The sequence below is a fragment of the Massilia sp. METH4 genome, assembly GCF_037094685.1.
Taxonomy (GTDB): Bacteria; Pseudomonadota; Gammaproteobacteria; order Burkholderiales; family Burkholderiaceae_D; genus Rugamonas.
This window is the reverse complement of the sequence record NZ_CP146614.1, coordinates 2,282,850-2,309,400: the sequence shown is the minus strand read 5'-3', so window position 1 is coordinate 2,309,400 and position 26,551 is coordinate 2,282,850. Positions and strand designations below refer to the sequence as shown.

Below are 26,551 nucleotides of genomic sequence, written 5' to 3'. Positions count from 1 at the left end.
GTCGTGATTCATTGAGCCCGGCGGCGGCGGCCGCGCGGCGTGGTGTCACTGGTGCTGGCGTTGCCGGTGCCTGCCGCGCTGCCTTCCATGTGCCGCACCAGGTCGGCGATGGTCGGGTGGCCGAAGAACATGTCGACCAGGCTCACTTCCCGCGGCAGGCGCGGTTGCAGCCGCGTGTGGATGCGGATCATGTCCACCGAGGTGCCGCCCAGGTCGAAGAAGTTGTCCTCGGGCCCTACCTGCGGCACGCCGAGCACCTCGGCCCACAAGGCGCAGATCTCGGCCGCCAGCGGGCTGGCGGCGCCGGCGCGGGAGGCGCCCTGGACGCGTCGCGTTTCGGGCTCGGGAAGCGCCTTGCGGTCCACCTTGCCGTTGGCGGACAGCGGCAGCTTGTCCAGCCGCACGAACTGGCGCGGCACCATGTATTCGGGCAGGCGGCGGGCCAGGTGGGCGCGCAGGCCTTCCTCGAAAGCTGCCCGGGATACCGGCGCGTCCGTCTCGGCTGTTTCACGGCCCGGCAAGCCGCCGGCCAGCATGTGCAGGTACATCGCGTCGGCACCCAGCGCGAACGGGTCGCCCGCGCGCTCGGCGTCGAAGCCGCCCAGCTGCACGAGCCCCAGGCCGGCCGCCGCGGCGGCGTCTTCCAGCAGGTGGCTCATGGCGCCGGCCTCCAGCAGGCACAGTGGCTGGGCGGATGCGCCGTACTGCGGCTCAATCGCCTGGCGCGAGCCGACCAGGAACAGGCGGAACGCGGCGGCAGCCGCGATCGGCTGGTTGCGGCGCGGGTACAGGCCCATGTCCAGCTCCACGTGCGCGGCCACCTGCTGCAGCGCGTTGCGCACCGGGTGGTAGTAGTAGATGCCCGGCTCGATGCCCTCGACACGCGTGATGTGCAGATACAGCTGCACCGGGTACAGGCCGCCGGCCGAGGCGTAGCGGTAGCGCGGCATGCCGTCCTCGCCGCCCTGGCGCAGCGGCTCCAGCAGCCGTGCCAGGGCCGCCGGCGGCACCACGTCGGCCGCGAACACGCGGGTCGAGCGGCGCGCAATGCCTTGCGGCGCGGCACCGCCCAGCACCGTCTCGACACCGTGCAGGCGGCGCAGGCCCGGTTGCGACAGCACGCTTTTCAGCTTGCCCGCGCCGGCGTCATCGTCGCGTACGTAATAGCCGAGCAGCTGGCCGGCCTTGCCGGTGCCGGCGCTTACGTTGGCGACGGCCGTCTGCACCCCCGGATACGCATTCATCGCGCTTTCGATCTCGCCCAGCTCCACGCGGTAGCCGTTCACCTTCACCTGGAAATCGATGCGGCCCAGGATTTCCAGCGTGCCGTCCGGCAGCCAGCGCCCCAGGTCGCCCGTGCGGTACAGCCGATCGCCGCTGTGCGGGCAGCGCACGAACGCCTGCGCCGTGCGCGCCGGGTCGTTCCAGTAGCCGACCGCCACGCCGATGCCGCCGATGCACAGTTCGCCGGGCACGCCGACCGGGCAATGGTCGAGGTTCGCGTCGCGCACGTGGAAGGTCTGGTTCAGCATCGGCCGGCCGTAGGGGATGCTGCGCCATGCCGGGTCCACCTGCTCGACCGGATGGATGATCGACCAGATCGACGCTTCGGTCGCGCCGCCCAGGCTGTAGATGGCCGCGTTCGGGCACCACCTGCGGATCTGGGCCGGCAGTGCCAGCGAGATCCAGTCGCCGCTCATCATCGCCACGCGCAGCCGCAGGTCGGGCCGCTCGGCCACGTCGCGCAGGTAGCCCACGTACAGGTCCAGCAGCGCCGGCACGGTGTTCCACAGCGTGACGTGGTGGCGCGCCATGATCTCGGCCCAGTGCGCCGGCTCGCGCGCATGTTCCGGGGCCGGCAGCACCAGCGCGCCGCCGGCACCCAGCACGCCGAAGATGTCCCACACCGACAGGTCGAAGTTCAGCGCCGACAGGCCCAGCACGCGGTCGTCCTCGTTCACCTGCATGCGTGCGTTCACGTCGACGCAGGTGTTCAGCGCGCCGCGGTGGTCGATGGCCACGCCCTTCGGCGTGCCGGTCGAGCCGGACGTGTAGATCACGTAGGCCAGGTCGGTGGGTGCGCGCAGCGGCGGCAGCGGACGCGGCGCGCCGGGCTTCAGGCTGTCGAGCTCGATGACGACGCCGGCGGCGGAGCGCTGGCCCAGCGTGGCCGTGTCGGTGACGACGGCGGCGGCCCCCGAGAGGCGCAGCACCTCGTCGATGCGCTCCTGCGGCAGGCTGGGCTCGATCGGCAGGTAGGCGGCGCCCGCCTCCAGAATGCCCAGCACGGCCACCACCTGGGCGGCCGATTTCGGCAGCATCACGGCCACCAGCGCGCCGGTCGGCACTTCGCGGGCGCACAGCGCGTGGGCCAGCGCGTTCGCCTCGCGATACAGCGCGCCGAAGGTGAGCGTGCGGCTGCCATCGGCCACGGCCAGGCTGTCGGGGCGGGCCCGGCACTGCGCCAGCAGCGGCTCGTGCAGCAGGCCGGCCGGCACCGGTGCCGCCGTCGCATTGGCGCGCGCCATCAGCGTTTCCTGCCCGGCCGGCAGCAGGTCCTGGCGCGGATGCTGCCATGCCGTGCCGTCGCGGGCAAGGCGTTGCAGCAGGCCCGTGAAGGCATCGAACATGGCGTCGACGAAGCCGTGCTGGAACAGCTCGTCCACGCTATCCCAATCGATCGCCAGGTCGCCGCCGTATTCGCCGGCCTGGCAGTCGAGCCACACCTGCGGCGTCTGCGTCACCGAGTAAGCGGTATGGCCCACCCAGTCGAGCGGAGCCTCGGCGGTGCCGTCGTTGGCGTTGTTCAGCGCGCCGGTGAACACCACCGGCATCATCACCGAGCCGGCGCCGCGCTTCTTCTCGGTCAGCTCGCGCAGCACGCGCACGCCGCTGACGGCGCGGTGGTCCAGGTCCTGCCACAGCTGCTTCTGCACGCCCAGCGCGATGTCGGCGAAGGCGCGCGGCGCCGACAGGTCGAAGGCCAGCAGCGTGACGGTGGTGAAGTCGCCCACCAGCCGGTCCACGTCCGGATGGAACGGCAGCCGGTTGAACAGCGTGAGATTGAGCGTGAAGCGGGGCGACTGCGACCAGCGCCGCACCACGCAGGCATAGATCGACAGCAGCAGCGCGGCCGGCGTGATGCGCAGCGCTCCGGCGCGCTTTTTCAATGCATCCCAGTCCGCCCGCGGCAGGCGCAGGCTGCGGTGCGTGAACTTCGGCGCGGCGATCGACTCCGGGCTGCGCGCCAGCGGGAATTCCGGCGGCGGCGGCAGGTCGTCCATGCGCTTGCGCCAGTACTGCAGCGATTCCTGGAAGGTGGGCGTCGCCTCCATCTGGCGCAGCCCGGCCTCGTAGTCGGCGAACGAGAAGGCCAGCGGCGGCAGTTCGTGGTCCGGATGGTCGTGGTAATGCTGCCAGTCGGCGCTGATCAGGTCGAAGCTGTGGGCGTCGAGGATCAGCACGTCGAGCGACAGGTGCAGGCGCAGCACGCGGTCCGGCAGCCGCGTGGCGCGGATTTCGAACAGTGGCCACACATCGGCCGGCAGCACCTGGTGCGACAGTTCGTTGCGCAGCGCGGCCAGGCGCTCGGCGCGCTGCGGCGCCGGCACGGCCGACAGGTCTTCCACCTTGAAGCGGTAGTACGGCACATCGGCCAGGATGCGCTGGTTGCCGTCCTGCTGCACCACCGCGCGCAGCATGTCGTGCCGGGCGATCACGCGGTTGAAGGCACGCTCCAGCCGTTCCAGGTCGGCGCCGTGCGCTTCCACTTCCAGGTAGCCGTGCGCGGACACGTTGCCCATCGCGAAACTGCCCTGGCGCCCGACCCAGTAGGCTTGCTGGATCTCGGTCAGCGGGAATGGCTTGCGGCGGCGCGCGCCATCCGGCTCCAGGCGGGGCACGCCCTGCCCGCGCGCCACCGCCTCGCGCCGCTCGCGCATGCGCGCCAGCAGCGTATCCGTTTGCGCACGGGACAGCCCGGCGATCTTTTCGATGATATCCATGTGCTTCTCCTTACCGCGCCGGATCGTCGGCCACTTCGGTCACTTCGGCCACTTCGGCCACCAGTTCATGCAGGTCGTCCATGCCGTCGGCCAGCGCGGCCAGGGTGGCCAACAACGCCTGCGCCAGTTCGGCGACCGTGGGGCGGGTCATCAGGTCGGACAGGCGCAGCGCCGCGTGCCAGTGCTCGTTGATGTCGAAGAGCAGCCGCGTGGCCAGCAGCGAGTGGCCGCCCAGGGCAAAGAAATCGCCGTCGATGCCCACCGCCTCCGTGGCCAGGCCCAGGTGGGCGGCGAAGCGCTGCACCAGGTCTTCCTCGACGGCGTTGCGGGGTGCCTGCCGGGATTCCGTGGCAACCTGCCCAGGCGCGGCGGCGGCCAGCGCGGCGAGCGCGCGGCGGTCGGTCTTGCCGTTCGGCGTGAGCGGCAGCCGCGCCAGCCGGTGCAGCGACGAGGGCACCATCCAGCGCGGCAGCCTGGCGGCCAGCGCGGCGCGGATGGCGTCGTCCTGGTCCTCGCCGGCGCTGTAGAACGCGGCGAGGCGCAGCGGGTCGCCATAGGCCACCACGGCGCCGGCCTCCACGCCCGGCACGGCGCGCAGCGCCGAGTCGATCGCGCCCAGTTCCACGCGGTGGCCGCGGATCTTCAACTGGTCGTCGCGGCGGCCCAGGTACTCCACGGTGCCGTCGGGCAGCAGGCGCCCCAGGTCGCCGGTGCGGTACATGCGGCTGCCGGCAATGCCGGACAGCGGGTCGGGAATGAAGCGCTCCGCGGTCATGCCGGGGCGGCCGAGGTAGCCGCGCGCCAGGCCGTTACCGGCCAGGCAGATTTCGCCCTGCGCGCCTGCCGGCACGGGCTGCAACGCGCTGTCCAGCAGGTAGAGCCGGGTGCCCGGCAGCGGGTGGCCGATGGTGACGGCACCGCCCTCGCCCGGCGCCAGGCGCAGCCAGGTGGAATACGTGGTGTCCTCGGTCGGGCCGTACAGGTTGCACACGGTGAGCTGCGGCCACAGCGCGCGCAGCTGGTCGACCAGCACTTGCGGCAAGGCTTCGCCGGCCAGGTTCATCACACGCACCGCCGGCGGCAGGCAGTGCTGGCGCGCCAGCTCGGCGGCGGCGCTCGGCACGGTGTTCACCAGCGTCACGTCGTCGAAGTCGCCGCCCTGCGTCAGCGCAAGCACGTTATCGACCAGGATCACCTTGCCGCCATGCGCCAGCGGCAGGAACAGCTCGAACACGGAGAGGTCGAAGCACACCGACGTGGAGGCCAGCATGCCGGCCCGCTCCTCCAGGGGGAACTCGGCGGCGGCCCAGTCGAGGAAGGTGCACACCGTGCGGTGCTCGATCGCCACGCCCTTCGGTTCGCCGGTGGAGCCCGACGTGAAGATCACGTAGGCCAGCTGGTGCGGCGCCACGTCGACGCGGGGCGCATGCGCGGGCACTGCCAGCGCGGCATCGCTCAGCCGCAGTTGCGGACAGGTTCCCAGCGCCACGTCGCCGATGCCGTCGGCCGTGATCACGAGCACCGCGCCGGACAGGCGCAGCACCGTCTCGATGTACGCGGCCGGATAGGCCGGATCGACCGGCACGTAGGCCGCGCCGGCCTTCAGCACGGCCAGCAGCGCAGCCGGCAGGTCCATCGTGCGGGGCAGGCAGACGGCCACGCGGTCTTCGGGCCGCACGCCGCGGGCGAGCAGCGCATGGGCCAGCGCGTTGGCGCGTGCGTCCAGCTCGCCGTACGTCATCGACGCGCCACCGCAGCGCAGTGCCACCACGTCGGGCACGCGCGCGGCCTGTGCCTCGAACAGGCGGTGCAGGCTGCCTTCGTTCATCGCCACGGCCGGCTGTTGCGCAATCGCGGTCCGTTCTTCCGGCAGCAGCGCGTCGAACGCGGCCAGCGGCTGATCGGGGGCGGCGGTGACGCGCTCCAGCAGGTCTGCATAGCGGCGCAACATCCGCTGCGCCGTCGCCTCGTCGAACAGGGCCGACGAATAGGTGAGCACCAGTTCGATGCCTTCCGTGCCCAGCAGTGCGTCGAGCGTCAGCTCGTACTTCGTGTGCGTGGCCGGCGGCACCAGGGTGCGGGTGGCCACGCCGGCGCCCTGCCAGGCGTCGTGCGGCTCGCAGTTGAACAGCACCTGCACGAGCGCCGGGCGCGTGGGGTCGCGTTCCAGGCCGGCCGTGCGCACCATGTCGGCAAACGGGAAGGCGCGGTGCGCCAGCGCGTCGGCCACTTCCCCGCGCACCGTGCGCAGCCAGCCGGTGAACGGCTGCCCTGGTACGACCCTGGTGAACAGCGGCAGCACGTTCACGCCGAAGCCCACGTACGATTCGGCCGCCGCTGCCGGGTGCACGGAAACCGGCACCCCGATGACGAAGCGGTCGGCGCCGCTCAGGCGGGCCAGCAGCAGGCGCCACGCCGCGTTCAGCGTCATGAAGGGCGTGGCCTGCGCAGCGGCGCCCAGGCGCCGCACGGCGTCGAGCATGGCCGCCGGCAATTGCAGCGTCACGCGGCCCGCCTCGAAGTGCTGCACGGCGGGCAGCGGGCGGTCGGTCGGCAGCTCGGGGGCCGGCGGCAATTGCGCCAGCCGGTCGCGCCAGTACGCGGCGGCGGCCGGATCGATCTCGTCCAGCTTGCGGCAAGCCGCCTCCGTCGACAGCACGGGCTTGAGCCGGGCCATGGTCCCCGCGCGCCGCGCGCCGTACAGTTCCCACAGCTCGCCGGCCAGGCGGCCGAACGACATGCCGTCGATGACCAGGTGGTGGGCCAGCAGGTACAGCCATGCCTCGCCACACGGCAGGTGCAGCAGCCAGGCGCCGGCCAGCGGGCCCCGTTGCGGGTCGAGCGGCGTGCGCTGGCGCACGGCGATCCAGTCGCGTGCCCTCGCCTTGGCGCCCTCGCCCAGCATCGAGAAATCGACCTGTTGCAAGTCGGCGGCCGCATCGGCCGGCACCACGAAGCGGCCGCCTTGCGGCGCCACCCGGGCGCGCAGCAGCGGATGGCGCGCCACGGCGGCGGTCCAGGCCAGCCCCAGCGCCTGCGTGTCGAGATCGCCCGTCACGGCGAACAGCGCGCCTTCGTTGTAGGCCGGCGCGATGGCGTCGCCCAGTTCCAGGTGCACGAGGATCTGGCGCTGCGCTTCGGACATGGGCAGCGTGAGCTCGTGCGCCGGTTGCGCACGCCCTGCTTCGTCGTGCGCCGGTTGCGCACGCCCTGCTTCGTTTTGCACCGACTGCGCGCGCAGCACGGCCTGGCCGGCCGCCAGCACCAGCGTGCGCGGCTGCGCGAAGCCGGCGGCAGCCAGGCGCTCGTGCCAGCGCTCCGGCGCCATCAGCGCATGGGCGGGGCGCATATCGGTATCCTGCCGCTGCCACCAGCCCTCGGTGATGCCGAACACCAGGTCGAGCCAGGCGTGCGGCTGGGTGCATTCCTGCAGCAGCAGCGTGCCGCCTTCGCCGAGCAGGGCGTTCAGGTTGGCCAGCGTGGCCTGCACGTCCGGCGTGGCATGGACGACATTGGCGGCCACGACCACGTCGAACGGACCTTCGATCCCCTGCTCGGCCGCGGTGCGCGTGACGTCAAAGCGCTGGTACGTCACGCGGCGGTCGGCCAGCTCTTGCTCGGCACGCGCCAGGAAGGCGGGCGACACATCGGTGTACCGGTAATCGGTGCCTGCGCCGAGCCTGGCCAGCAGCAGGCGTGCCACGGTTCCGGTGCCGGCGCCCACCTCCAGGATACGCAGCGGCCGGCCAGCGGTCCGTTCGCACTCCAGTACGGCCTGTACCAGCTGCTCGCTGGCGGCGCCGGCGCCCGGCGCTTCGGCGTACAGGCGCGTCAGCCAGTCGAACGCTTCGCCTCGGAACAGCACGTCCACCGGCTCGCGGCGGCCGCCCAGCACCTCGGGCAGCGCCTCGCCGCAGCGGTCCACCAGTGCGGCGATGGCGGCCGGCATGCGCTCCCGCAGCACGGCGCGGCGCTGGGGCAGCGTGGCGGCCAGCCGGCGCAGCGCATCGCCGCGCGCGGTGCCAAGGTGCTCCAGCATGCGGTTGAGCAGCCGTCCGTGGGCCGGCACCACGGGTTCCGTCGCGTTGTCGCGCCAGCCCAGCTTCACGAGCGCCTCGGCAAAGGCGGCGCGGGCGAAATCGTCGAGCGCCAGCGTGGCTTCGTCGGCCGAGGCTTCGCCCTGGCGCGGCGCGATGCCGTTGCCCCCTTCGGTCGGGAAGAAGCCGCCGGCGCGCATGGCGTTGGCGCTGTCGATGGCGGCGGCGACGATGCGCTCGATGTCGGCATCGTCGTGCGCGGTGGTGAGGAAGCAGGTATGGCCTTCCCAGATGTACACGCCGCGCAAGGTCATGTGATAGAAGAACAGGTTCGCCTCGATCGGCTGGAACTCCACGCTGAAATTGTTGAGGAACACGAAGCGCAGCAGCGAACCGGCATGGTCGACGCGGATCGGGAATTGCGCGGCGGCGTAGTGCGCGTTCAGCCTTGCCGCCAGCTGCGCGGTACGGCCATTCAGCGTGCGGTACAGCGCCTCGCCTTCCGCCTCGATGCGCTCCAGCACGGCGATGCACGAGGCCATCGTCAGCGGGTGCGCCGAGAACGTGCCGGCAAAGAAGGTGTGCGGCTGGCGCGGCGCCGAGTCGTCGCCATAGCGCCAGGCGCCGCCGTCGATCGCATCCATGAAGCGCGCACGGCCGGCGATGATGCCGATCGGCATGCCGCCGCCCGCCACCTTGCCGTACGTGGCGATGTCGGCCCGCACGCCGTACCAGGCCTGGGCGCCGCCGGCGTGCAGGCGGAAGCCGGTGATGATTTCATCGAACATCAGCGCGCAGCCGGCTTCGTCGGCGATGCCGCGCAGCGCCTGCAGGAATTGCTTCGGCTGCAGGCCCGGACGGCGGCTCTGTACCGGCTCGGCGATGATCGCCGCCACTTCCGGCGCCAGTTCGCGGATCTTTTGCAGCGAAGCCTCGGTGCCCCACTCCAGCATGATGACTTCGCGGGCACTCGACGCCGGCACGCCCGGCGCGCCCGGCTGGCCTTCCACGCCGCCGCGGCCGGCGCTGGCCAGCGTGGCATCGGAATGGCCGTGGTAGGAGCCGGTGAAGCGCACGATGCGGCTGCGGCCCGTGACGGCGCGCGCCAGGCGGATCGCCGTCATGACGGCCTCCGTGCCGGAATTGGCGAAGGCCACGCGCTCGGCGCCCGTCAGGCGCGCCACCAGTTCGGCGGCCCGGCCGGACAGGGGCGATTTCGGCCCGACCTGGATGCCATCGGCCAGTTGCCCGCGCAGCGCTTCGACGACCATCGGCGGATTGTGGCCGAACAGGCAGGAGCCGAACGCCATGGTGAGGTCGACGTAGTCGTTGCCGTCGATGTCGGTGACGTGGCTGCCGGCACCGCGGTCGACCACCAGCGGATAGATCATTTCCTTGGTGGCGCGCTTGAAGCCCAGCGAGCTGCGGTAATCGGCGAACACGCCGCGGTACTGCTCGGCATAGGCGCGCGAACCGGCCGTTTTCGCCATATAGGCGCGCGCCAGTTCATCGATGTGCGCCTGCTTGCGGCTGTCGAGGGCCGGCGCGGCGGTGGCGGCGGGGGCGGGGGCGGGGGCGCTGGCGAAAACCGCCGCCGGCATCACGGCCGGCACCACCGCCGCCTGGGGCGCCACGGCGGGAGCATTGCCCTTTGCCTGGCCCAGCTGCATGGCCATCACGTCGCGCAGGGTGGCCAGCTGCTGCTCGAACAGGCGGGCCAGCTGATCGATGTGGCCCGAGGGTGCGGGCGCGGCGGCGGCCATGGGTGTGCCGGCAGCGGCCGGCGCGGCCGGTTCGGGCACTGCCACCGGTTCCGCGACCGCATGCGGCGCCAGGTGCCCCGCCAGCCGGTCGATGGTATCGAGCCCTTCGAACAGCGCGGGGAGTTCGATGCGCACGCCGAAGCGCGCTTCGATGCGGCCGCCGAACTCGGTCAGCACCAGCGAATCGGCGCCGGATTCCAGGAAGCTGCGGCGGGTGTCCACCGCGTCCGGCGGGCAGCGCAGCAGTTCGGCCAGCGTGGCGTGCAACCACTGCGCCGCATCGGCGCCGCTGCTGTTGTTGGCGGAGGTGGCCGGGGCGAGTACCACCGGCGAGTGGGGAGCATTCATGACAGGTGCCTCGGAACGGGAAATCCAATGGGATGCGAGATCGAACGGGTAGGCCGGCAAGGCGATGGCCGGGTCGGCCTCGTCACCGAGCAGCGCCGCCCAGTCGGGTCGGGCGCCGATGCAGTACAGCCGGCCCAGCGCCCCCAGCAGGCTGCGCAGTGCTTCGCCGCGCAGTCCTTCCCCAGTTACGCAGGACACCACGTCGGTGCCGGGCGAGGCGCCGCGGCGCAGCAGGCCGGCCAGTACCGCCTGCGGGGCGATTTCCAGCAGCACGTCGTTGCCCTCTTCCTGGGCCGCGGCCACGCAGTCGGCGAAGCGCACCGTGCGGCGCAGGTGCTCGACCCAGTAGGCGCCGTCGACCTGCGGCAGGCGCTTGCCGTGCACGTTGCCGTATAGCGCGATAACGGGGGTGCGGTAGCCGATGCCGCCTGCCACGCGGCCGAACTCCTTCAGTACCGGGTCCATCAGCGCGGAGTGGAACGCCGTTTCCACCTGCAGCGGCTGCGCCGAAAAGCCGGCGGCCAGCGCGGCGGCGCGCGCGGCGTCGAGCGCGGCCGAGGGGCCGGTCAGCGTCACCACGCCCGGCGCGTTGAGCGCCGCCACTTCCACTTCGGCCGGCAATTGCGGCAACCAGCCGTCGAGCAGGTCGACGCGGCCGGTCACGGCGAGCATCGATCCGCCGGTGCAGCGCCCCATCAGCCGGGCGCGCGTGGCGATCAGCAGTGCCGCCTCGTCCAGGTCGATCACGCCCGCCACGCAAGCGGCCACGTACTCGCCCAGGCTGTGGCCGAGGGCGGCGGCGGGCTGGATGCCGGCGGCCATCAGCGTCCACGCCAGCGCGTATTCGCAGGCGAACAGCGCCGGCTGGGCATGGGCCGTTTGCGACAGCGCCGCGCCATCGAGCGGTGCGCTGCCATACAGGTGATCGCCGACCGGCAAGCCATGCCGCGCGAACGCGGCGGCCGCGGCATCGAAGGCCTCGCGGTAGGCCGGCAGGTGGCGGTACAGGTCCGCCCCCATGGCGGCCTGCTGCGCGCCCTGCCCGCCGAACACGAAGGCGATGCGCGGCGCCGGGCGGCCCGTCACGTCGCCCTGCGCCAGGTGCGCGGTGCCGTCGAGCTGGGCGGCGACGTCGGCCGCATCGCTACCGATGGCCACCGCGCGCCGCGACATTGCCGAGCCCGCGGCCGCGGCTGCGCGGGCGAGCTGGTGCAGCGCCGCCGGCTCCTGCCGCAACTGTCGCGCATAAGCCCGGCACAGGGCGCCCAGCGCGGTGTTCGACTCCGCGCCCACCGGCAGCACGGCCACCGGCAGCGGCGCCGCGGCCGGCGCCACGTAGTGCTCGGCGGCGAGGATCACGTGGGCATTGCTGCCGCCGAAGCCCATCGACGTGACGCCGACATGGCGCAGCGGCGCGGCCGGCGGGGCGCCATCGGCCAGGCGCAGCCGGCCTTCGGCGCGCTCGAGCTTCGCATTCGGCTGCGCCAGGCCGGCCACGGGCGGCACCTGCTGGTGCCGCAGGCACAGCACGGCCTTGGCGAAGCCCGCCAGGCCCGCGGCTGCCTCCAGGTGGCCGATATTGGCCTTGACGGTGCCGACCAGGCACGGCCCGGCATCGTGGCGTTCGGCGCCGACCACGGCGTTCAACGCGCTCCACTCGATCGGATCGCCCAGCGCGGTGCCGGTGCCGTGCGCTTCCACGTACTGCACGGCGGCGCCGGAGATGCCGGCCGCCTCCAGCGCGGCGCGCACCAGCTGCTGCTGGGCGTTGCCGTTCGGCGCCGTGAGCCCGAAGCTGCGGCCATCCTGGTTGATCGCGCTGCCGGCGATGCGCGCCAGCACCGGGTTGCCGCCCGCCTCGGCCATGTCGCGCCGGCGCAGCACGACGGTGACGACGCCTTCGCCGCGCACATAGCCGTCGGCCGCCGCGTCGAAGCTGTGGCAGGCGCCGGTCGGCGACAGCATGCCGGCGCGGCGCAGCGTGGCCGACAGCCGCTCGTCGAGCAGCAGGTTGACGCCGGCCACGATGGCGGTATCGCATTCGCCATCCTTCAGGCTGCGCCACGCCATGTGCAGCGCCACCAGCGACGAGGAGCACGCCGTGTCGATGGCCAGGCTGGGGCCGCGCAGGTCGAGGAAGTACGACAGCCGGTTGGCGACGATGCTGTTGGCGCCGCCCGTGGCGGCATGGCCGCCATCCGTGTCCTCCAGCACGCGGTGGCCGTATTCCTGGCCGCTGATGCCGACGAACACGCCGGTGCGGCTGCCGGCCAGCTGTTCGCGCGGAATGCGCGCCGCTTCCAGCGCATGCCAGGCGCTCATCAGCAGCAGGCGCTGGCGCGGGTCCATGCGCTCGGCTTCGTGCGCGGCCAGATGGAAGAACGGGGCGTCGAAGCCGGCGATGTCATCGAGCCAGCCGGCGTGGCCCTCGGCGCCGAGCGCACGGCGCGCCGCCGACGGCAGGCCGACCGCGCGGCGCCCGTCGCGCAGCAGTTGCCAGAACGATGCCAGGTCCGGCGCGCCGGGGAAGCGGCCGTGCATGCCGACGACCACGATATCGTCCCGCGCGGCGCCCCCATCGGTCGCCCCAGTTGCGGGCTGCTCCGCCGCGGCGGGCGCCGCCAGGCTGGCCAGGTGCCGCGCCACGGCGGCCGGGGTCGGGTGATCGAACAGCAGCGTCGTCGGCAGGGTCAAGCCCAGCTCCCGTTCCAGTTCGCCGGACAGCCGCACGGCGTCGTTCGAATCGAGGCCCCAGTCGGCAAACGCCCGCTCGGGGCGGATCGCCTCGACCGGCACCCCGGCCAGCTCGGCGACACGTCCACGTACCCAGGCTTCGATGCGGGCGGCGTCGGCCGGCAGCGCTTCCTCCGTGATGGCGGCCTGTCGGGCCGCCAGCAGTGCCGGGCTGCGCCAGCCCGCCTTTTCTTCCAGGGTGCAGTCCAGGAACATCGCGCTGGTGGCGCGGCGCTGCACCTTGCCGCTGGTCGTCTTGGGAATCGTGCCCTGGCGGATCAGCGCGATACCGGCCACCTTCAGCTCGTGGCTGTCGGCGATGCCGCGGCGGATGGCCGCCAGCACGTCCTCGGTATCCCGCTCGGGGTTGAAACGGCGGTCGGTTTCCGCCACCACGCACAACTGCTCCTCGCCGCCCACCGGCACCGCGAACGCGGCCGCGCCGGCCGGCCGCAGCAGCGGATGCGCGCCGTCGACCGTGTGCTCGATATCCTGCGGATAGTGGTTGCGGCCGCGGATGATGATCACGTCCTTCATGCGGCCGGCGATGACCACCTGGCCCTCGTGCAGGAAGCCCAGGTCGCCGGTGCGCATCCAGCGATGCCCATCATCGGACGACTGCGCCGCCAGCCGGCCGCCGAACGTTTCCTCGCTACGTTCCGGGTTCTGCCAGTAGCCGGCGCCCACGGCCGCATTGCGCACCCAGATCTCGCCCACGCGATCCGGCGCGCAGCGGGTGCGGGTGGCCGGATCGACGATCGCCAGTGCCGTGTCGGCGATCAGGTAGCCGCTGCAGGCGAGCCACGTGGCGCCCGGTCCGCCGGGGCGCACCTCGACCTTGTGCATCTCCAGCGCCCGCGCATCCACGTAGAGGCCGTTGGGGCTCGTGGTGCCCTTCAGGTGGCTGCCGGTGACGATGCAGCTCGCTTCCGCCAGGCCCCAGCTGGGGTTGAACACGCTGGCGCGAAAGCCCACCGGCGCGAACTTCTCGGTGAAGGCGCGCATCGTTTCCATGCGCACCGGTTCCGCGCCGTTCAACGCGCCCTGCCAGCACGACAGATCCAGTTCCGCCAGCTCGCCAGCCGTCACGCTCTTCATGGCCAGGTCGAACGCGAAATTCGGCCCCATCGTGTGGGTGATGCGGTAGCGGCTGATCGCGCGCACCCACCGCGAAGGCTGCTGCACGAACGAGGCATTCGGCATGATGTAGCCGCGGATGCCCAGCCGCACGGGCGTGAGCAGGCCGTAGATCAGGCCCAGGTCGTGAAACGGCGGCAGCCAGTTCAGCAAGCTCGAATGCGGGCCGTGCGCGCAGCCGAGGGCGAAGTACTCGGTATTGGCCAGCAGGTTGGCATGCGTGAGCATGACGCCCTTCGGCAGGGCCGTGGAGCCGGATGTGTACTGCAGGAAGGCCACGCCCTGCGGGTCGATCACGGGGCGCTGCCAGTCGGCGGCACGGGCCATGTCCACTTCCTCGCTGGCGATCCAGGCCATCTCGCGCAGGGCCGGCATCGCGTCGAACCATTCGGCGGCCTTGTCGGCCAGGAGGCGCGTGGTGAGCACGGCGCGCGGCGCGGCCGAGGCGGCGATGGCCAGCAGCTTTTCCAGCGTCTGCTGCAGGCGGGCCGGCCGCGGCGGCGGCAGCGGCACGGCGATGCGGCCCGCATACAGGCAGCCGAAGTACGCGCTGGTGAATTCCATGCCCGGCAGGTACAGCAACATCACGCGGTCGCCGGGCTCGGTGGTGGCGGCCAGCGCCTGGGCAATGGCGCGCGCTTCCCTGTCCAGCTCGGCGAAAGTGGCGGTGGCGGCGGCTTCCTCGCCGTCCCGCAGGTAAGTCAGTACCGGGAAGTCGGGCAACCGGGCGGCCTGGCTTTGCAGCAGGTCCACCAGGTCGCGCGGCGCGCGGTCGTCAAGCATGTTCATCTTCGTCTACCCCTGTCGTTTTGGAGCACCTGGCAAAACCCTCGTTGCTGCGTTGCAGCGTCTCGCAGTACAGCCGTACTGTCGTCGACGCCGCGCCTTGCCCCGAGGGCCTTGCCAGGCGCTCCTGTTGTCAAAAACTTGCCGTCATGCCGAAGAACAGCACGCTGTCCAGGTAGCGGCGGGTGTCGCCGGCGCGGGAGCCGAACGGCACGGTGAGGTTGGCGGCCAGCTTGATGCGGTCGCTCAGGTCGTGCGAGATCACCGCGGTGGTACTGCCGTCGTGGGAATTCAATCCGTAGCTCACCTGCACGACGAGGCTGGTGCCCGGGGCAATGCTGCGGTTGACGTACTGCGCATACACGGTGTCGCGCCCGTAGGTGCGGGCGTACGGCTGCACGACCGCGCCCAGCTGCCCGGCCGCGACGCCGGCCGCGAGGGGATCGCTGCCGCGGAACCGGTCCGCCTGGGCGACGGCGAAGGCATTGAGCCCTTCCCGCTCCGCCGCCGTGTAGCCTTCCGTGTTGCGGCGGTATTCCAGGTTCACCGAGCTGCCGCCGGCGAAGGTGTAGGACCCGCCCACCAGCACGTCGTAGTGGCGCTTGCGGTCGTCGCCGCGGGTGGCCAGCTGCCAGTCCCCGGCGATTTCCGGCGCGAGGGCCACGAGGCGGCGCGAACCCCGGAAGGTGGCGGCATCGAAGTACAGCAGCACGGCATCGTTGACGGTCCACTGGCCGTACGCGCCGTACTGCTTCCGGCCGGCGCGCCAGGAGGCCACGGCGCCGACGGCGAACGCGTCGGCCACGTGGTCGGCGCGCAGCGCCGTCTCCTGCCTGAACGGCCGCAGCACTTCGCGGTCGCGCCCTTCGTCGACATTGCGCACCAGCGCCACGGTATTGCGGTCGTCGATGCGCCAGCGGGCACCCACGAAATCGCGCGACGGCAGTTCCGTGAACGGGTTCACCTGGTTGGTCTCGATGAAGAACGGGTTCGACGGCGAGGCGAATTGCGACGGCCCCCACAACATCAGTTCGCGGCTGTAGAACACATCGACGTTCCCCAGGCGCCCTTCCACCAGCCAGTTCTGCAGGTAGGCTTTCGTGTCGCGCGTGTCGCCGGCGGCCGCATTGGTGCCGGTCGCCTTGCTGAACGTCACGCGCGGGCCGATGGCCAGCACACCGTACTCGCCTTCCATGCGCCAGCGCATCCTGGCCTGGGCACCGTGCTCCATGCGCGGCAGGCCTGCCAGCAGGTTGCCAGGGTTGAAGCTGCTGTCTCCCCGCACGTCGTACAGGGAGCTGAACAGCACCAGGTCGGCACCATATTCAGGATCGCGGGCGTACACGTCCCCCGTACTGGCCGCCAGGGTGGCCAGCACTATCAGAGCAAACCGCATGTGAACCTCGTTGGTGGTGGGTTAAGCCTGAATGCGTGCAGTCGTCAATTGCGCGTCAGGTTTGCCAGGCTGAGCGTGGACGATGAAACGTCGTTCACTTTCACGTCCCAGTATTTGAGGACGGTACGCCGGGAAGGTTCGAGCGCGTCGGCGATTTCCATCTTGCTGACGAAGCGCACGGTCTGGCCGTTGTGGCGCACGTGGTTGTCGTACTCGATGCGCGCCGTCTTCAGCACGTTGCCGGACACGGCGAAGTATTCGGCCTTGATGCCGAGCGCGCTTTCCTTGTCGACGAAGTAGCGGATGCGGTCGTAGGCCACGGAGCTCGACTTCGCCTTCAGGTCCAGCACCCACACCGGCCGGCCGTCGACGGTGCCCTCGCCCACCAGCGCCGCATCGTAGTCGCGGCTGTAGTTGGTGGTGGCGATGTCGCCGTTCGACGCTTCGCCCAGCATGCGCTGGCGCGGCGAGATGGCGACGGGCTTGCGCACGTCCGGCGAGGCGAACCACATGTTCCGGCCCTGCATCAGCATGCGGTTGCCGCGCACGCGGGGCGGTTCCGTGAAGCTGATCAGGCTGTCGGTGGCGGCGGCCTGGATCTGCAGCTTCAGTTCCGAGCCGGCCTGGCCGTCGCGGATCTCGGTGACGCTGCTGGACAGTTGCACGCCCTTCAGGCCGCCGCCGCGCGCCATGTCGCTCTGTTCGAGCAGCTTGTTGGGATCGGGCACGCCTTCGGTACCGGCATGCGCTTCCAGGGTAACGGCGGCTGCCAGCAACAGCCGCACCAGGTGCTTGACTTTAGACATGGGACAGTGCTCCTACGATGTTGCGGCGCGAAGCGCGCCGTGCCGGCAGGTACGAGGCCACCGCGGCCAGCACCACCAGCGTAAACAGGGATCCAACCAGGTTGCCGGCCACCAGCTTGACGACCAGCGGTACTTCGGCGGCAGCGTCCGGCGGCATGTAGGTGATGCCGGCGCCGTTGATCAGGGCGCCCAGGGCCAGCGTGACGGCCATGCCGGCGGCGCAGCCGATCGCCACGATCAGCATGCCTTCCAGCACGAACAAGCCATCCAGCGTGCGCACCTGCATGCCCAGCGCGCGCAGTGTGCCGATCTCGCGGGTGCGCTCGGTGATCGTCATGCCCATCGTGTTGAACACGCTGGCCAGCACGACGATGGCGACGACGATGCTGATGAACAGGTACATCATGTCGAACAGGTTCTTCACCTGGTTGTAGTAGACCGACAGCGTGCGCCAGTCGCGCACCTCGACCTGGATGCCCTCGCCGGCCAGCGCGGCCGTCACGGCGTCGGTGGTGGCGGCCAGGTCGGTGCCCTGCTCCAGCAGCAGCACGATGCGCTCGGCGCCGTCGTAGGCCATCAGGCGGCGCGCCGTGTCGAGCGAGGTCAGCACGAACTTGTCGTCGGTGCCCAGGCTGCCCGTTGCCGATGCTTCGAGCACCTGGATGCCCACGGCGTTGACCATGCCGTCCAGCGTGGCGCCCAGCAGCGTGGCGTCACCGCCCGGTTTCAAGCCCAGCGATTCGGCCAGCCGCTTGCCGAACACGGCGCCCTGCGGCTTCTGCGGATCGAGCTTGCCCGGCTGGTCGGCGTATTTTTCACCGCGCAGCACGAGCATGTCCTCGGCGCGCATGCCTTCGCCGATATAGATGCGCGAGGTATCACCGTTGCTGACCAGGCCCGACATCGCGATGCGCGGGCTGACCAGCTTCACGCCCGGGATTGCCTTCAGCTTGGCCGTGGCCTTGGCCAGTTCGCTTTCCGTGAAGGCGTAGCGGCGCGGGTCCTGTGCGCCCTTGTCGAACAGGCCCGGTTTGGCGATGGTGAGGTGGCCGAGGCGTTCGCCGACGATGACTTCGTCCTCCAGCGAGCTGTACACGGAGACGAAATAGCCCTCGAACAACGACAGCGCGACAAAGCCGATGACGACCGAAGCCAGGGTGGCCACGCTGCGCCGGCGGTTGCGGGCCGCGTTGCGGGCGGCGAGCTTGAAGCGGGTGATCATGTCCATCATGCGGCCCTTTCGTTGGCGTTGCGGGTGTCCGTGGCGATGCGGCCATCGGACAATTCCAGGCGCCGGCTGGCATAGCCGAGCAGCCGCGCGTCGTGCGTAGAGAACACGAAGGTGACGCCCTTCTCGCGGTTCAGCTTGCGCATCAGGCCGATCACGGATTCGGACGTGACGGAGTCGAGGTTGGCGGTGGGCTCGTCGGCCAGCACCAGCTTCGGTTCGTTGACGAGGGCCCGGGCGATCGCCACGCGCTGGCGCTGGCCGCCGCTCATCTCGTCGGGCCGCTTGTGGGCCTGCTGTTCCAGGCCCACGTCGGCCAGCATGCGCAGTGCGCGCGCCTTGCCTTCCGCGGCCGGGATGCCGGCGATCTGCAACGGCAGCATCACGTTCTCCAGTGCGCTCAGCACCGGCACCAGGTTGAAGCCCTGGAACACGAAGCCGATCGTGGCGTTGCGAAATTGCGCGGCCTCGCCATCGTCGAGAATCGCGCAGTCGGTGCCGTCGATATGCACGGCGCCGATGTCGGCACGGTCCAGCAGGCCGATGATGTTGAGCAGCGTGGACTTGCCGCTGCCCGAGGCGCCCCAGACGCAGGCAAATTCGCCGGGTTGCACGTGCAGGCTGAGTTTGTGCAGTGCAACAACCCGGCCCTGGTCCTTGCCGTACGCCTTTTCGACGTGGGTGAGTTCAACGATGTTCAAAGGAAGCTCCTTGAAGTTCAGGCAAAACGGTCCCCGCGGCGATGCGGCATCGCCGGACTGGTGGCATCGCGCCGTGGCGGGATGCGGTTTCGGGGTTTGCTGCCGGCGCTGGCCGGCGGTACTGACTTATCGCCCTGGACGTGAATCGGTCTGCTCGCGCGGGCAGGCCGGGGCCGGGGCTGGAGGGAGGCAGGCGCCGTGCGGCTGGCACGGCATGGGGCGCGATGGATGGAAATTCATGGACGCCTCCCGTTCGAGTGAAGGCATGTTAGCCATGCTGCGCCGCGCAATCCATCGCTGGTGTGTACCCATTTTGTGGCAAATGTGTACAGGTAATAACCTTATGTTTTTTTTGCCAAGCTGGGCTCGCTCAGGCGCTGTGCAATTCCATCATGGCCTGCGGCATCCTGCCGGCCACCGCGAGCGGGATCACGGCCAGGCTCTTGCGGATGGCTTCGTCGATCAGCAGTTGTTCCTCGCGGCGCGGCCGATGCAGCACGAAGTCGGCCACGTTCTGCGTGAGGTTCAGCGTGCGCGGATGGCCGATGCCGATGCGCAGGCGCCAGTAGTCCTGCGTACCGAGCGCGGCGGTAATGTCCTTCAGCCCGTTGTGTCCGCCGGACGAGCCCCCCTTCTTCAGCTTGGCCACGCCGGGCAGCAGGTCGAGCTCGTCGTGCACGACGAGGATTTCATCGGGATTGATCTTGAAGAAGCGCGCCAGGCCGCCGACCGACTGGCCGGAGCGGTTCATATACGTCTGCGGCTCCAGCAGCCACACCTCGTTGCCGCCGATGGACGTCTTCTGCGCCAGCGCATTGAAGCGGCTCTCGCGCTGCAGCGGGCCGGTGGCGAGATGGTCCACCAGCCAGAAGCCGGCATTGTGGCGGGTTTGCTCGTAGTCGGGGCCGGGATTGCCGAGGCCGACGATCAGGCGGATGGTCATGGCGCGGATGGGAAAGGAAAAGGCGGATTATCGCGGAGAAGCCGGCGAAACGAAAGGAGTGACGACGCGAAACGTTTCCCAGAAAATGGGGACGTACCCCGTTTTTCAGGAAATATTGCTCAAAAAATGGGGACGTACCCCATTTTCCGGGAAATATTGCTCAAAAAATGGGGTACGTCCCCATTTTTCGGGAAATATTGGCGAAAAAAAACCCGCCGAGGCGGGTTTTTCATCGCGAAGCGAAGATTACTTCTTCTCTTCGGCAGCGGCTTCGGCGGACACCTGGCCGGCCGGTACCGAGGCGGTAGCGACCGTGATGTCGGCACCGTGGGTGACGATGGTCACGCCTTCCGGCAGCTTCAGGTCCGAAGCGTGCAGGGTGGTACCCACGTCCATGTTCGTCAGGTCGACGGCGATGAACTCCGGCAGGTTGGCCGGCAGGCAGGACACTTCGATTTCATTGGCCACGTGGCTGATCGTTGCGCCGTGCAATTTCACTGCCGGGGAGACTTCGGCGTTTTCGAAGTGCAGGGCCACTTTCACGTGCACCGGCTGGTTTGCATCGACGCGCTGGAAGTCAGCGTGCAGCACCAGTTGCTTGTATGCGTGCATCTGGAAGTCGCGCAGCAGCACTTTCTGTACTTTGCCGTCGATTTCCAGGTCCAGCACGGAACCGTGGAAAGCTTCTTTCTTCAGCGCGTGGTACAGCGCGTTGTGGTCCAGGGCGATCGTCACCGGGGCTTCGGTGCCGCCGTAGATGATGCCAGGGGTCTGGCCGGAATTACGCAGGCGGCGGCTCGCACCCGTGCCCTGCAGTTCGCGTTTGAATGCAACAACTTTCATTTGATACTCCAAAAAGAGCCGGGATTGTTCACCCCGTTGTTATGAAGCTTCCCGCGACCAGGAAGCTCCGAGAAACCGGCTTCGCAATTGCGCGGCGCCGGATAAAACTTTGGCGGCGCGGCCGAGAAATCAGCCGCGCCGCCTGGAATGCTGTCGTTCGCCGAAAATCAGTCGACGAACAGGGAGATCACGGAATCGCCCTTGATGATGCGCTTGAACGTCTCGGCCAGCAGCGGGGCGCAGGTCAGTTGACGGATCTTGCCGCATGCCTTGGCCGCTTCGGACAGGGGAATCGTGTCCGTCACCACCAGTTCGTCCAGCGACGAATTCGTGATGCGGTCGATCGCCGGGCCGGACAGCACCGGGTGCGTGCAATACGCGATGACTTTCTTGGCGCCGCGTTCCTTCAGCACTTCGGCGGCTTTCACCAGCGTGCCGGCGGTGTCGACCATGTCATCCATGATCACGCAGTTGCGGCCTTCCACGTCGCCGATGATGTTCATCACTTCGGAAACGTTGGCTTTGGGACGGCGCTTGTCGATGATCGCCAGGTCGCAGTTCAGGCGCTTGGCCAGCGCGCGGGCGCGCACCACGCCGCCCACGTCCGGGGACACCACCAGCAGGTCCTGGTGATCCTTCTTCTGCAGGTCGCCCAGCAGGATCGGAGAAGCGTAGATGTTGTCGACCGGGATATCGAAGAAGCCCTGGATCTGGTCGGCGTGCAGGTCCATGATCAGGACGCGCTCGACGCCGGCTTCTTCCAGCATGTTGGCAACGACTTTGGCCGAGATGGCGACGCGCGCGGAACGCGGGCGGCGGTCTTGGCGGGCATAGCCGAAGTAAGGGATGGCGGCAGTGATGCGGCCGGCGGATGCGCGTTTCAGGGCATCGACCATCAGGATCAGTTCCATCAGGTTGTCGTTGGTCGGCGCGCAGGTCGATTGCAGCACGAAGACGTCTTTACCGCGGACGTTCTCGTTGATTTCGACCATTACTTCGCCGTCCGAGAATTTCGAAACGACCGCTTTGCCGAGGGGGATGCCGAGATTTTTCGCGACCCCTTCTGCCAACGCAGGATTAGCGTTGCCGGTAAAAACCATCAGGTTTTCGTAAGCCATGGGAGTCCCAGGAAGGTAAGCTTTGACTTGAAATACCACCGGAAAATCCGGTGTCGGAATAAAAACGCCCCGGCTGAGCAGGGGCGTTTTCTTTTTCTTCGGTCTGGAGCTTCCCGCATCGACAGACCCGAGGAATTGGTGGCAGGGGAACAAGGATTCGAACCTTGGTATGCCGGAATCAAAATCCGGTGCCTTAACCAGCTTGGCGATTCCCCTACACTTGACTGACTGCGTTCCGTCAGATGGCGAGCATTATACTAGCAAAACGACGTAACGCCAAATCTTTTTACGCTTCGCAACTTTCAGCGTGGATTACGCCGCCAGCGGGTGCTTGCGCAGCGCCTTTGCTTTCCACCCCTTCCAGGTGGCTGGTACTTGCCGGTTCAACTCGGCCAGTACCGCATCGGCTTGTTCTTCGCTGTGAAACGCGCAGAACACGCATGCACCGGAGCCAGTCATCCTGGCATCGCCGTAAGCCCCCAGCCATTCGACCGCCTGTGCTACCGGCGGGAACAAGCGGGTGGCCACTTGTTGCAAATCGTTTTTCCCGAACTGCCGCAATTCACTGCTCTGAACCGCGTAGTGCCTGGAAAAGTCCGAGATTATGACTGCGGCTGTGTTCCTTGTCAAATGTTCCGATGTAAAAATGTGCGCAGTCGGCACCCGCACGCCCGGTTCGATGACGACGTACCAGCAATCGGGCGCGTCCACGGCTTGCAGCGCCTCGCCCACGCCTTCGGCGAAGGCGGTCTCGCCGAAGATGAAGAACGGGATGTCCGCGCCCAGCGGCAGGCCCAGGTCCATCAGCTCCTGCTTCGACAGCCCGGCATGCCACAGGCGGTTCAAGGCGATGAGCGTGGTGGCCGCATCGGACGAGCCGCCGCCCAGCCCGCCGCCCATGGGCAGCACCTTGTGCAGGGCGATGTCCACGCCCGGCGGCAGCGTGCCCTGGCGGCGCGCCACTTCCTGCTGGAGCAGGCGGGCGGCGCGGATGACGAGGTCCTGCTCTTCCGGCACGCCGGGCACGTCCGTCACGCGGACGATGCGCTCGTCGGCGCGCAGCGTGAAGTCCAGCGTATCGCAGCGGTCGACCAGCACGAAGGCCGTCTGCAGCAGGTGGTAGCCATCGGGGCGCCGCCCCGTCACGTGCAGGAACAGGTTCAGCTTCGCGGGCGCCGGGCAGTTCATCAGGCTGTTCATTGCGCGGCCGCCTCGTCGATCGCGATGCGCAGGTCGATGTTCTCGATATCGCCGCCGGGACCGCGGCTGGCGTTGATGCGGCGCGGCTTCGGCGGCGTGACGCCGTCCTGCCACGCCACGAATTCCAGCGCCCAGCCATCGCGCGTGGTCACTTTCGGCTGCGCCGGGCTGGCGGCGAAACGCTTGCCATCAGCCCCCACGGCATAACCCTGCAGCCAGTCGCGCAGGCCGGACACGGGCAGCGGCCAGCCCAGCACCTGCGCGGACAGCGTGTCGACATCGGCCGCGCTGCGCGGCGGGTTCGTGCCCTCCTTCAGCGTGGCTTCGCCCGGCGTGACGGCGATCGTGGCGATCGTCTGGCCCAGCGGCGAGATCAGCGCCACGTCGGTACGCCCGGCGAGCTGGCGCCAGGTGAACTTGCCGGAGATTGATTCCTGCTTGCCGGAGCGCAGGTAGTTGACGGACAGGCGGCCGGCGAATTCCGCCGTGTCGGCATAGGGCGCGACGGTGGCGGTGGAGCCCGGCGTCGGGGAAGTGGTGGCGCAGCCGGCCAGCAGCGCGGCACACGCGGTGGCCACGAGCGTGGCGATCAGGTTTTTTACGGTCATGCGAGCCTTGGATGATACGAGCCTTATGGATTGATAGACGAGCCTTGCAGGTTTATACGAGCCTTGCAGGTTTATACGAGCCTTGCAGGTTTATACGAGCCTTGCAGGTCGATACGAGCTTTAGGCCGATACGAACCTTACAGACTGGCGTTCAGGCGTGCCAGCGTATCGCGCAGCACGTCGCTTTTCGGGTCCTTGGCGCGCGCTTCGCGCCACAGCGTCAAGGCCTCGTCGCGCTTGCCGCGCTGCCACAGCACCTCGCCCAGGTGCACGGCGATCTCGGCATCGTTACGTAGCCCATAGGCCTTGCGAAGCGTCGCTTCCGCTTCGTCGAGGCGCCCCAGGCGGAACTGTACCCAACCCATCGAATCCATGATGTACGGATCATTCGGCGCCATCTTCAGCGCCTTGTCGATCAACGCATAGGCTTCGTCGAGGCGCACGCCGCGCTCGGCCAGCGAGTAGCCGAGCGCATTGTAGGCGTGGTGATTGTCCGGCACCGCCGCCATCACCTTGCGCAGCGCCGCCTCCATTTCCTCCGGCTTGTTCTGCTTTTCCGCGGCCAGCGCGAAGTCGTACAGCAGGTCGGGGCTGTCCGGGAAGCGTTGCACGGCATCGGCCAGCAGCGTGTAGGCTTCGGCACCGCGGCCGGCGTCGCGCAGCAGCTGGCCTTCGGTCTGTACCACCTCGGCCTGTTCGGCGGGGTCGACGGCGGCGATCTCGTGCAGCATCGTACGCGCCCGTTCCAGGTCGCCCTTCTTCGCCACCAGGTGGGCGCGCTTCAGGCGCGAGGTCATGTACAACCGCGGCTCGTCGGCGCTCACCTTGTCCAGCCAGGCCAGCGCGCCGTCGAAATCGCCCCGCTCCTCGGCGATCTGGGCCAGCAGCATCAAGCCTTTCGACGGGTCGCGCTCGGGGTCGTCGGACTCGCCCAGAACGGCCACGAAGCGGCGCAGGTAGGTTTCCGCGCCGTTCTGGTCGCCGGCCTGGATCGACATGATGCCCAGCGCGTACAGGGTGCCGGGATTGTCCGGCTCATCCTTGAGCATCTGTTCGAACTGGGCGCGCGCCACGTCGTAGCGCTTCTGCTCGACCGACAGGCGCGCATACGCGGAACGCACTTCGCGCGCGCCGGGGTTCTTCTTCAGGAAGCCGGCGAACAGCTGGCTGGCCGCGTCGCCATCGCCCAGCACCTGTGCCAGGGTGAGCACGGCCAGCTCGGAATCGGGTTTCAGTTCCAGCGCACGGCGCGCCTCGGCCAGCGCGCGGTCGCGGTTGTCGGCCGCGTAGGCCGCCTGCGCCAGCACCAAGTGGCTTTCCATCATGGTGTTATAGGGTTTGAGCACCCGCTCCATCAGCGCGAACGCCGCGGCCTTGTCCTTCGCCCGCAGCAGGTACTGCTGCATCTGGAACATCACCAGGCCGCGCGCCTCGGCCGGCGCGCCGTTCAGGCGCTGGGCAAACACCTGCTCGGACTCGGTCAGGTCGTCGCCCAGCACGGAAAAGCCCAGGAAGTACTGCACCGCCTCGTCGGAATCGGGCGCCAGCTCGCGCCACAGGCGGATCGCCGCCAGCGCCTCGTTGCCCTGCTTGGCCGCCAGGGCCATCTCGGCCGACCGGCGCGCCAGGCGCGGGTCGCGCGTCTGCTGCGCCAGCACCATCATCGACACGTAGGCGCTTTGCCACTGGCCGCGCTTGAAATCCAGCTCGGCCTTCGTGATCTTGTAGAACAGGTCGCTCGTCAGTTCGACGGCGGGCAGCTTTTCCTCGTGCTGCAAGGTGGCCGCGATGGCGTCGGCACCGGGCTCGCCGGCCGCTTCCGCATCGGTGGAGGGCGCTGCGAACGGCGCAGCCGTATCACCCTCCCCCTGTTTTGGTGGCGCAACAGCGCACGCGGACAGCAGGGCCGAGAGGGTTACAATGGCGAGTGCGTATTTCAAGGCGTGCATCCAGGTTGGGTCAAACCCTGATTCTACGCCCAAGCCATGGCCTGCGCAGGTCGCCGTCCGAAGCGCAGGTGTAACGGAGCATCACTCAATCAGCATCACCCCATTCGCACCCTATGCCAGAATTACCGGAAGTCGAAGTCACCCGGCGCGGTGTCGCGCCCCATCTCGAAGGCCGCGCCGTGCGCGATGTCGTGCTGCGCCGCGCCGGCCTGCGCTGGCCCTTCCCTGCCGCCCTGCCGCAGATCCTGGCCGACCGCACGGTGGCGGCCACGGGCCGGCGCGGCAAGTACCTGCTGGTGGAATTCGACCATGGCACGCTGATCATCCACCTGGGCATGAGCGGGCACCTGCGCGTGCTGCCGCCCGGGGTGCCGGCACAGAAGCACGATCACATCGATATCGTGGTGGAAGGCCCGCAAGGGCAGCAGGTCTTGCGCATGACCGACCCGCGCCGCTTCGGCGCCGTGCTGTGGCACCCGAAGGAGGAAGGCGAGCTCGATTCGCACATGCTGCTGCGCGGCCTGGGCGTGGAACCGCTCGGCCCGGAATTCACGGGCGAACTGCTGTACCGGAAGACGCGCGGGCGCAGCGTGGCCGTGAAGGCGGCGCTATTGGCGGGCGATATCGTGGTCGGCGTGGGCAATATCTATTGTTCCGAAAGCCTGTTCCGCGCCGGGATCAATCCCAAGACGCCGGCCGGCCGCATCGGCCGCGCGCGCTACGACAAGCTGGCGCAGGCGATCCGCGACGTGCTGGCCGAGGCCATCGTGCAGGGCGGCAGCACGCTGCGCGACTTCATTGCCGTGAACGGGCAGTCGGGCTACTTCCAGCAATCGTATTTCGTGTACGACCGCGCCGGCCTGCCGTGCCGCGTGTGCGGGGCGCCCATCCGGCAGATCAAGCAGGGGCAGCGTTCCACCTTCTACTGTGTGAATTGTCAAAAGTGAAGCC

General features: G+C 69.2%; 13 protein-coding genes and 1 tRNA gene. 1 reads left to right on the top strand and 13 read right to left on the bottom strand.

Annotation, left to right across the window (positions count from 1 at the left end):
- Positions 1 to 8: 8 nt before the first annotated feature.
- From V6Z91_RS10315 to V6Z91_RS10255, 13 genes are all read right to left on the bottom strand, one after another.
- On the bottom strand, positions 9 to 4,004 hold the full coding sequence (locus V6Z91_RS10315) for an amino acid adenylation domain-containing protein (RefSeq protein ID WP_338770034.1): 3,996 nt from the start codon (positions 4,002 to 4,004) through the stop codon (positions 9 to 11).
- Positions 4,005 to 4,014: 10 nt separating this feature from the next.
- On the bottom strand, positions 4,015 to 14,805 hold the full coding sequence (locus V6Z91_RS10310) for an amino acid adenylation domain-containing protein (RefSeq protein ID WP_338770031.1): 10,791 nt from the start codon (positions 14,803 to 14,805) through the stop codon (positions 4,015 to 4,017).
- Between the two features lie 136 nt (positions 14,806 to 14,941).
- Entirely contained in the window at positions 14,942 to 16,204 is a 1,263-nt protein-coding gene (locus V6Z91_RS10305; protein ID WP_338770028.1) for a hypothetical protein, read from the bottom strand.
- A 44-nt stretch (positions 16,205 to 16,248) separates the two neighbouring features.
- Positions 16,249 to 17,010, bottom strand: a complete 762-nt coding sequence (locus V6Z91_RS10300; RefSeq protein ID WP_338770026.1) for an outer membrane lipoprotein-sorting protein — start codon at positions 17,008 to 17,010, stop codon at positions 16,249 to 16,251.
- The gene (locus V6Z91_RS10295) at positions 17,003 to 18,241 is read right to left on the bottom strand and encodes an FtsX-like permease family protein (protein ID WP_338770023.1); all 1,239 of its coding nucleotides are present in this window, start codon (positions 18,239 to 18,241) and stop codon (positions 17,003 to 17,005) included. Before V6Z91_RS10295 ends, V6Z91_RS10300 begins: the two co-directional genes overlap by 8 nt.
- Entirely contained in the window at positions 18,238 to 18,939 is a 702-nt protein-coding gene (locus V6Z91_RS10290) for an ABC transporter ATP-binding protein (RefSeq protein WP_338770021.1), read from the bottom strand. Before V6Z91_RS10290 ends, V6Z91_RS10295 begins: the two co-directional genes overlap by 4 nt.
- A gap of 370 nt (positions 18,940 to 19,309) precedes the next feature.
- Complete coding sequence (gene pth, locus V6Z91_RS10285; RefSeq protein WP_338770018.1) at positions 19,310 to 19,882, bottom strand: aminoacyl-tRNA hydrolase; 573 nt, start codon at positions 19,880 to 19,882, stop codon at positions 19,310 to 19,312.
- A 246-nt stretch (positions 19,883 to 20,128) separates the two neighbouring features.
- Positions 20,129 to 20,725: a 50S ribosomal protein L25/general stress protein Ctc gene (locus V6Z91_RS10280; RefSeq protein ID WP_338770014.1), complete on the bottom strand. Its 597-nt coding sequence runs from the start codon at positions 20,723 to 20,725 to the stop codon at positions 20,129 to 20,131.
- 167 nt (positions 20,726 to 20,892) lie between these two features.
- Entirely contained in the window at positions 20,893 to 21,843 is a 951-nt protein-coding gene (locus V6Z91_RS10275) for a ribose-phosphate pyrophosphokinase (protein WP_338770011.1), read from the bottom strand.
- Positions 21,844 to 21,982: 139 nt separating this feature from the next.
- Positions 21,983 to 22,059 (bottom strand) — tRNA-Gln (locus tag V6Z91_RS10270).
- Between the two features lie 96 nt (positions 22,060 to 22,155).
- Positions 22,156 to 23,043 carry a 4-(cytidine 5'-diphospho)-2-C-methyl-D-erythritol kinase gene (gene ispE / locus V6Z91_RS10265; protein ID WP_338770009.1) on the bottom strand — a complete coding sequence of 296 codons (888 nt, stop codon included), beginning with the start codon at positions 23,041 to 23,043 and terminating at the stop codon, positions 22,156 to 22,158.
- Positions 23,040 to 23,651: an outer membrane lipoprotein LolB gene (locus tag V6Z91_RS10260; RefSeq protein WP_338770006.1), complete on the bottom strand. Its 612-nt coding sequence runs from the start codon at positions 23,649 to 23,651 to the stop codon at positions 23,040 to 23,042. The genes ispE and V6Z91_RS10260 overlap by 4 nt, the downstream gene beginning before the upstream one ends.
- Before the next feature lie 137 nt (positions 23,652 to 23,788).
- Positions 23,789 to 25,600, bottom strand: a complete 1,812-nt coding sequence (locus tag V6Z91_RS10255) for a tetratricopeptide repeat protein (protein ID WP_338770004.1) — start codon at positions 25,598 to 25,600, stop codon at positions 23,789 to 23,791.
- Positions 25,601 to 25,713: 113 nt separating this feature from the next.
- Here V6Z91_RS10255 and mutM point away from each other — a divergent pair, with 113 nt between their 5' ends.
- The gene (gene mutM / locus V6Z91_RS10250) at positions 25,714 to 26,547 is read left to right on the top strand and encodes a bifunctional DNA-formamidopyrimidine glycosylase/DNA-(apurinic or apyrimidinic site) lyase (protein ID WP_338770001.1); all 834 of its coding nucleotides are present in this window, start codon (positions 25,714 to 25,716) and stop codon (positions 26,545 to 26,547) included.
- Positions 26,548 to 26,551: the final 4 nt, after the last annotated feature.

Coding starts and splice junctions, on each gene's coding strand:
- V6Z91_RS10315 (WP_338770034.1), bottom strand. CDS start 4,004: ATGGATATCATCGAAAAGATCGCCGGGCTGTCCCGTGCGCAAACGGAT.
- V6Z91_RS10310 (WP_338770031.1), bottom strand. CDS start 14,805: ATGCTTGACGACCGCGCGCCGCGCGACCTGGTGGACCTGCTGCAAAGC.
- pth (WP_338770018.1), bottom strand. CDS start 19,882: ATGACCATCCGCCTGATCGTCGGCCTCGGCAATCCCGGCCCCGACTAC.
- ispE (WP_338770009.1), bottom strand. CDS start 23,043: ATGAACAGCCTGATGAACTGCCCGGCGCCCGCGAAGCTGAACCTGTTC.
- V6Z91_RS10295 (WP_338770023.1), bottom strand. CDS start 18,241: ATGATGGACATGATCACCCGCTTCAAGCTCGCCGCCCGCAACGCGGCC.
- V6Z91_RS10255 (WP_338770004.1), bottom strand. CDS start 25,600: ATGCACGCCTTGAAATACGCACTCGCCATTGTAACCCTCTCGGCCCTG.
- V6Z91_RS10275 (WP_338770011.1), bottom strand. CDS start 21,843: ATGGCTTACGAAAACCTGATGGTTTTTACCGGCAACGCTAATCCTGCG.
- V6Z91_RS10260 (WP_338770006.1), bottom strand. CDS start 23,651: ATGACCGTAAAAAACCTGATCGCCACGCTCGTGGCCACCGCGTGTGCC.
- V6Z91_RS10280 (WP_338770014.1), bottom strand. CDS start 20,725: ATGAAAGTTGTTGCATTCAAACGCGAACTGCAGGGCACGGGTGCGAGC.
- V6Z91_RS10300 (WP_338770026.1), bottom strand. CDS start 17,010: ATGTCTAAAGTCAAGCACCTGGTGCGGCTGTTGCTGGCAGCCGCCGTT.
- V6Z91_RS10305 (WP_338770028.1), bottom strand. CDS start 16,204: ATGCGGTTTGCTCTGATAGTGCTGGCCACCCTGGCGGCCAGTACGGGG.
- mutM (WP_338770001.1), top strand. CDS start 25,714: ATGCCAGAATTACCGGAAGTCGAAGTCACCCGGCGCGGTGTCGCGCCC.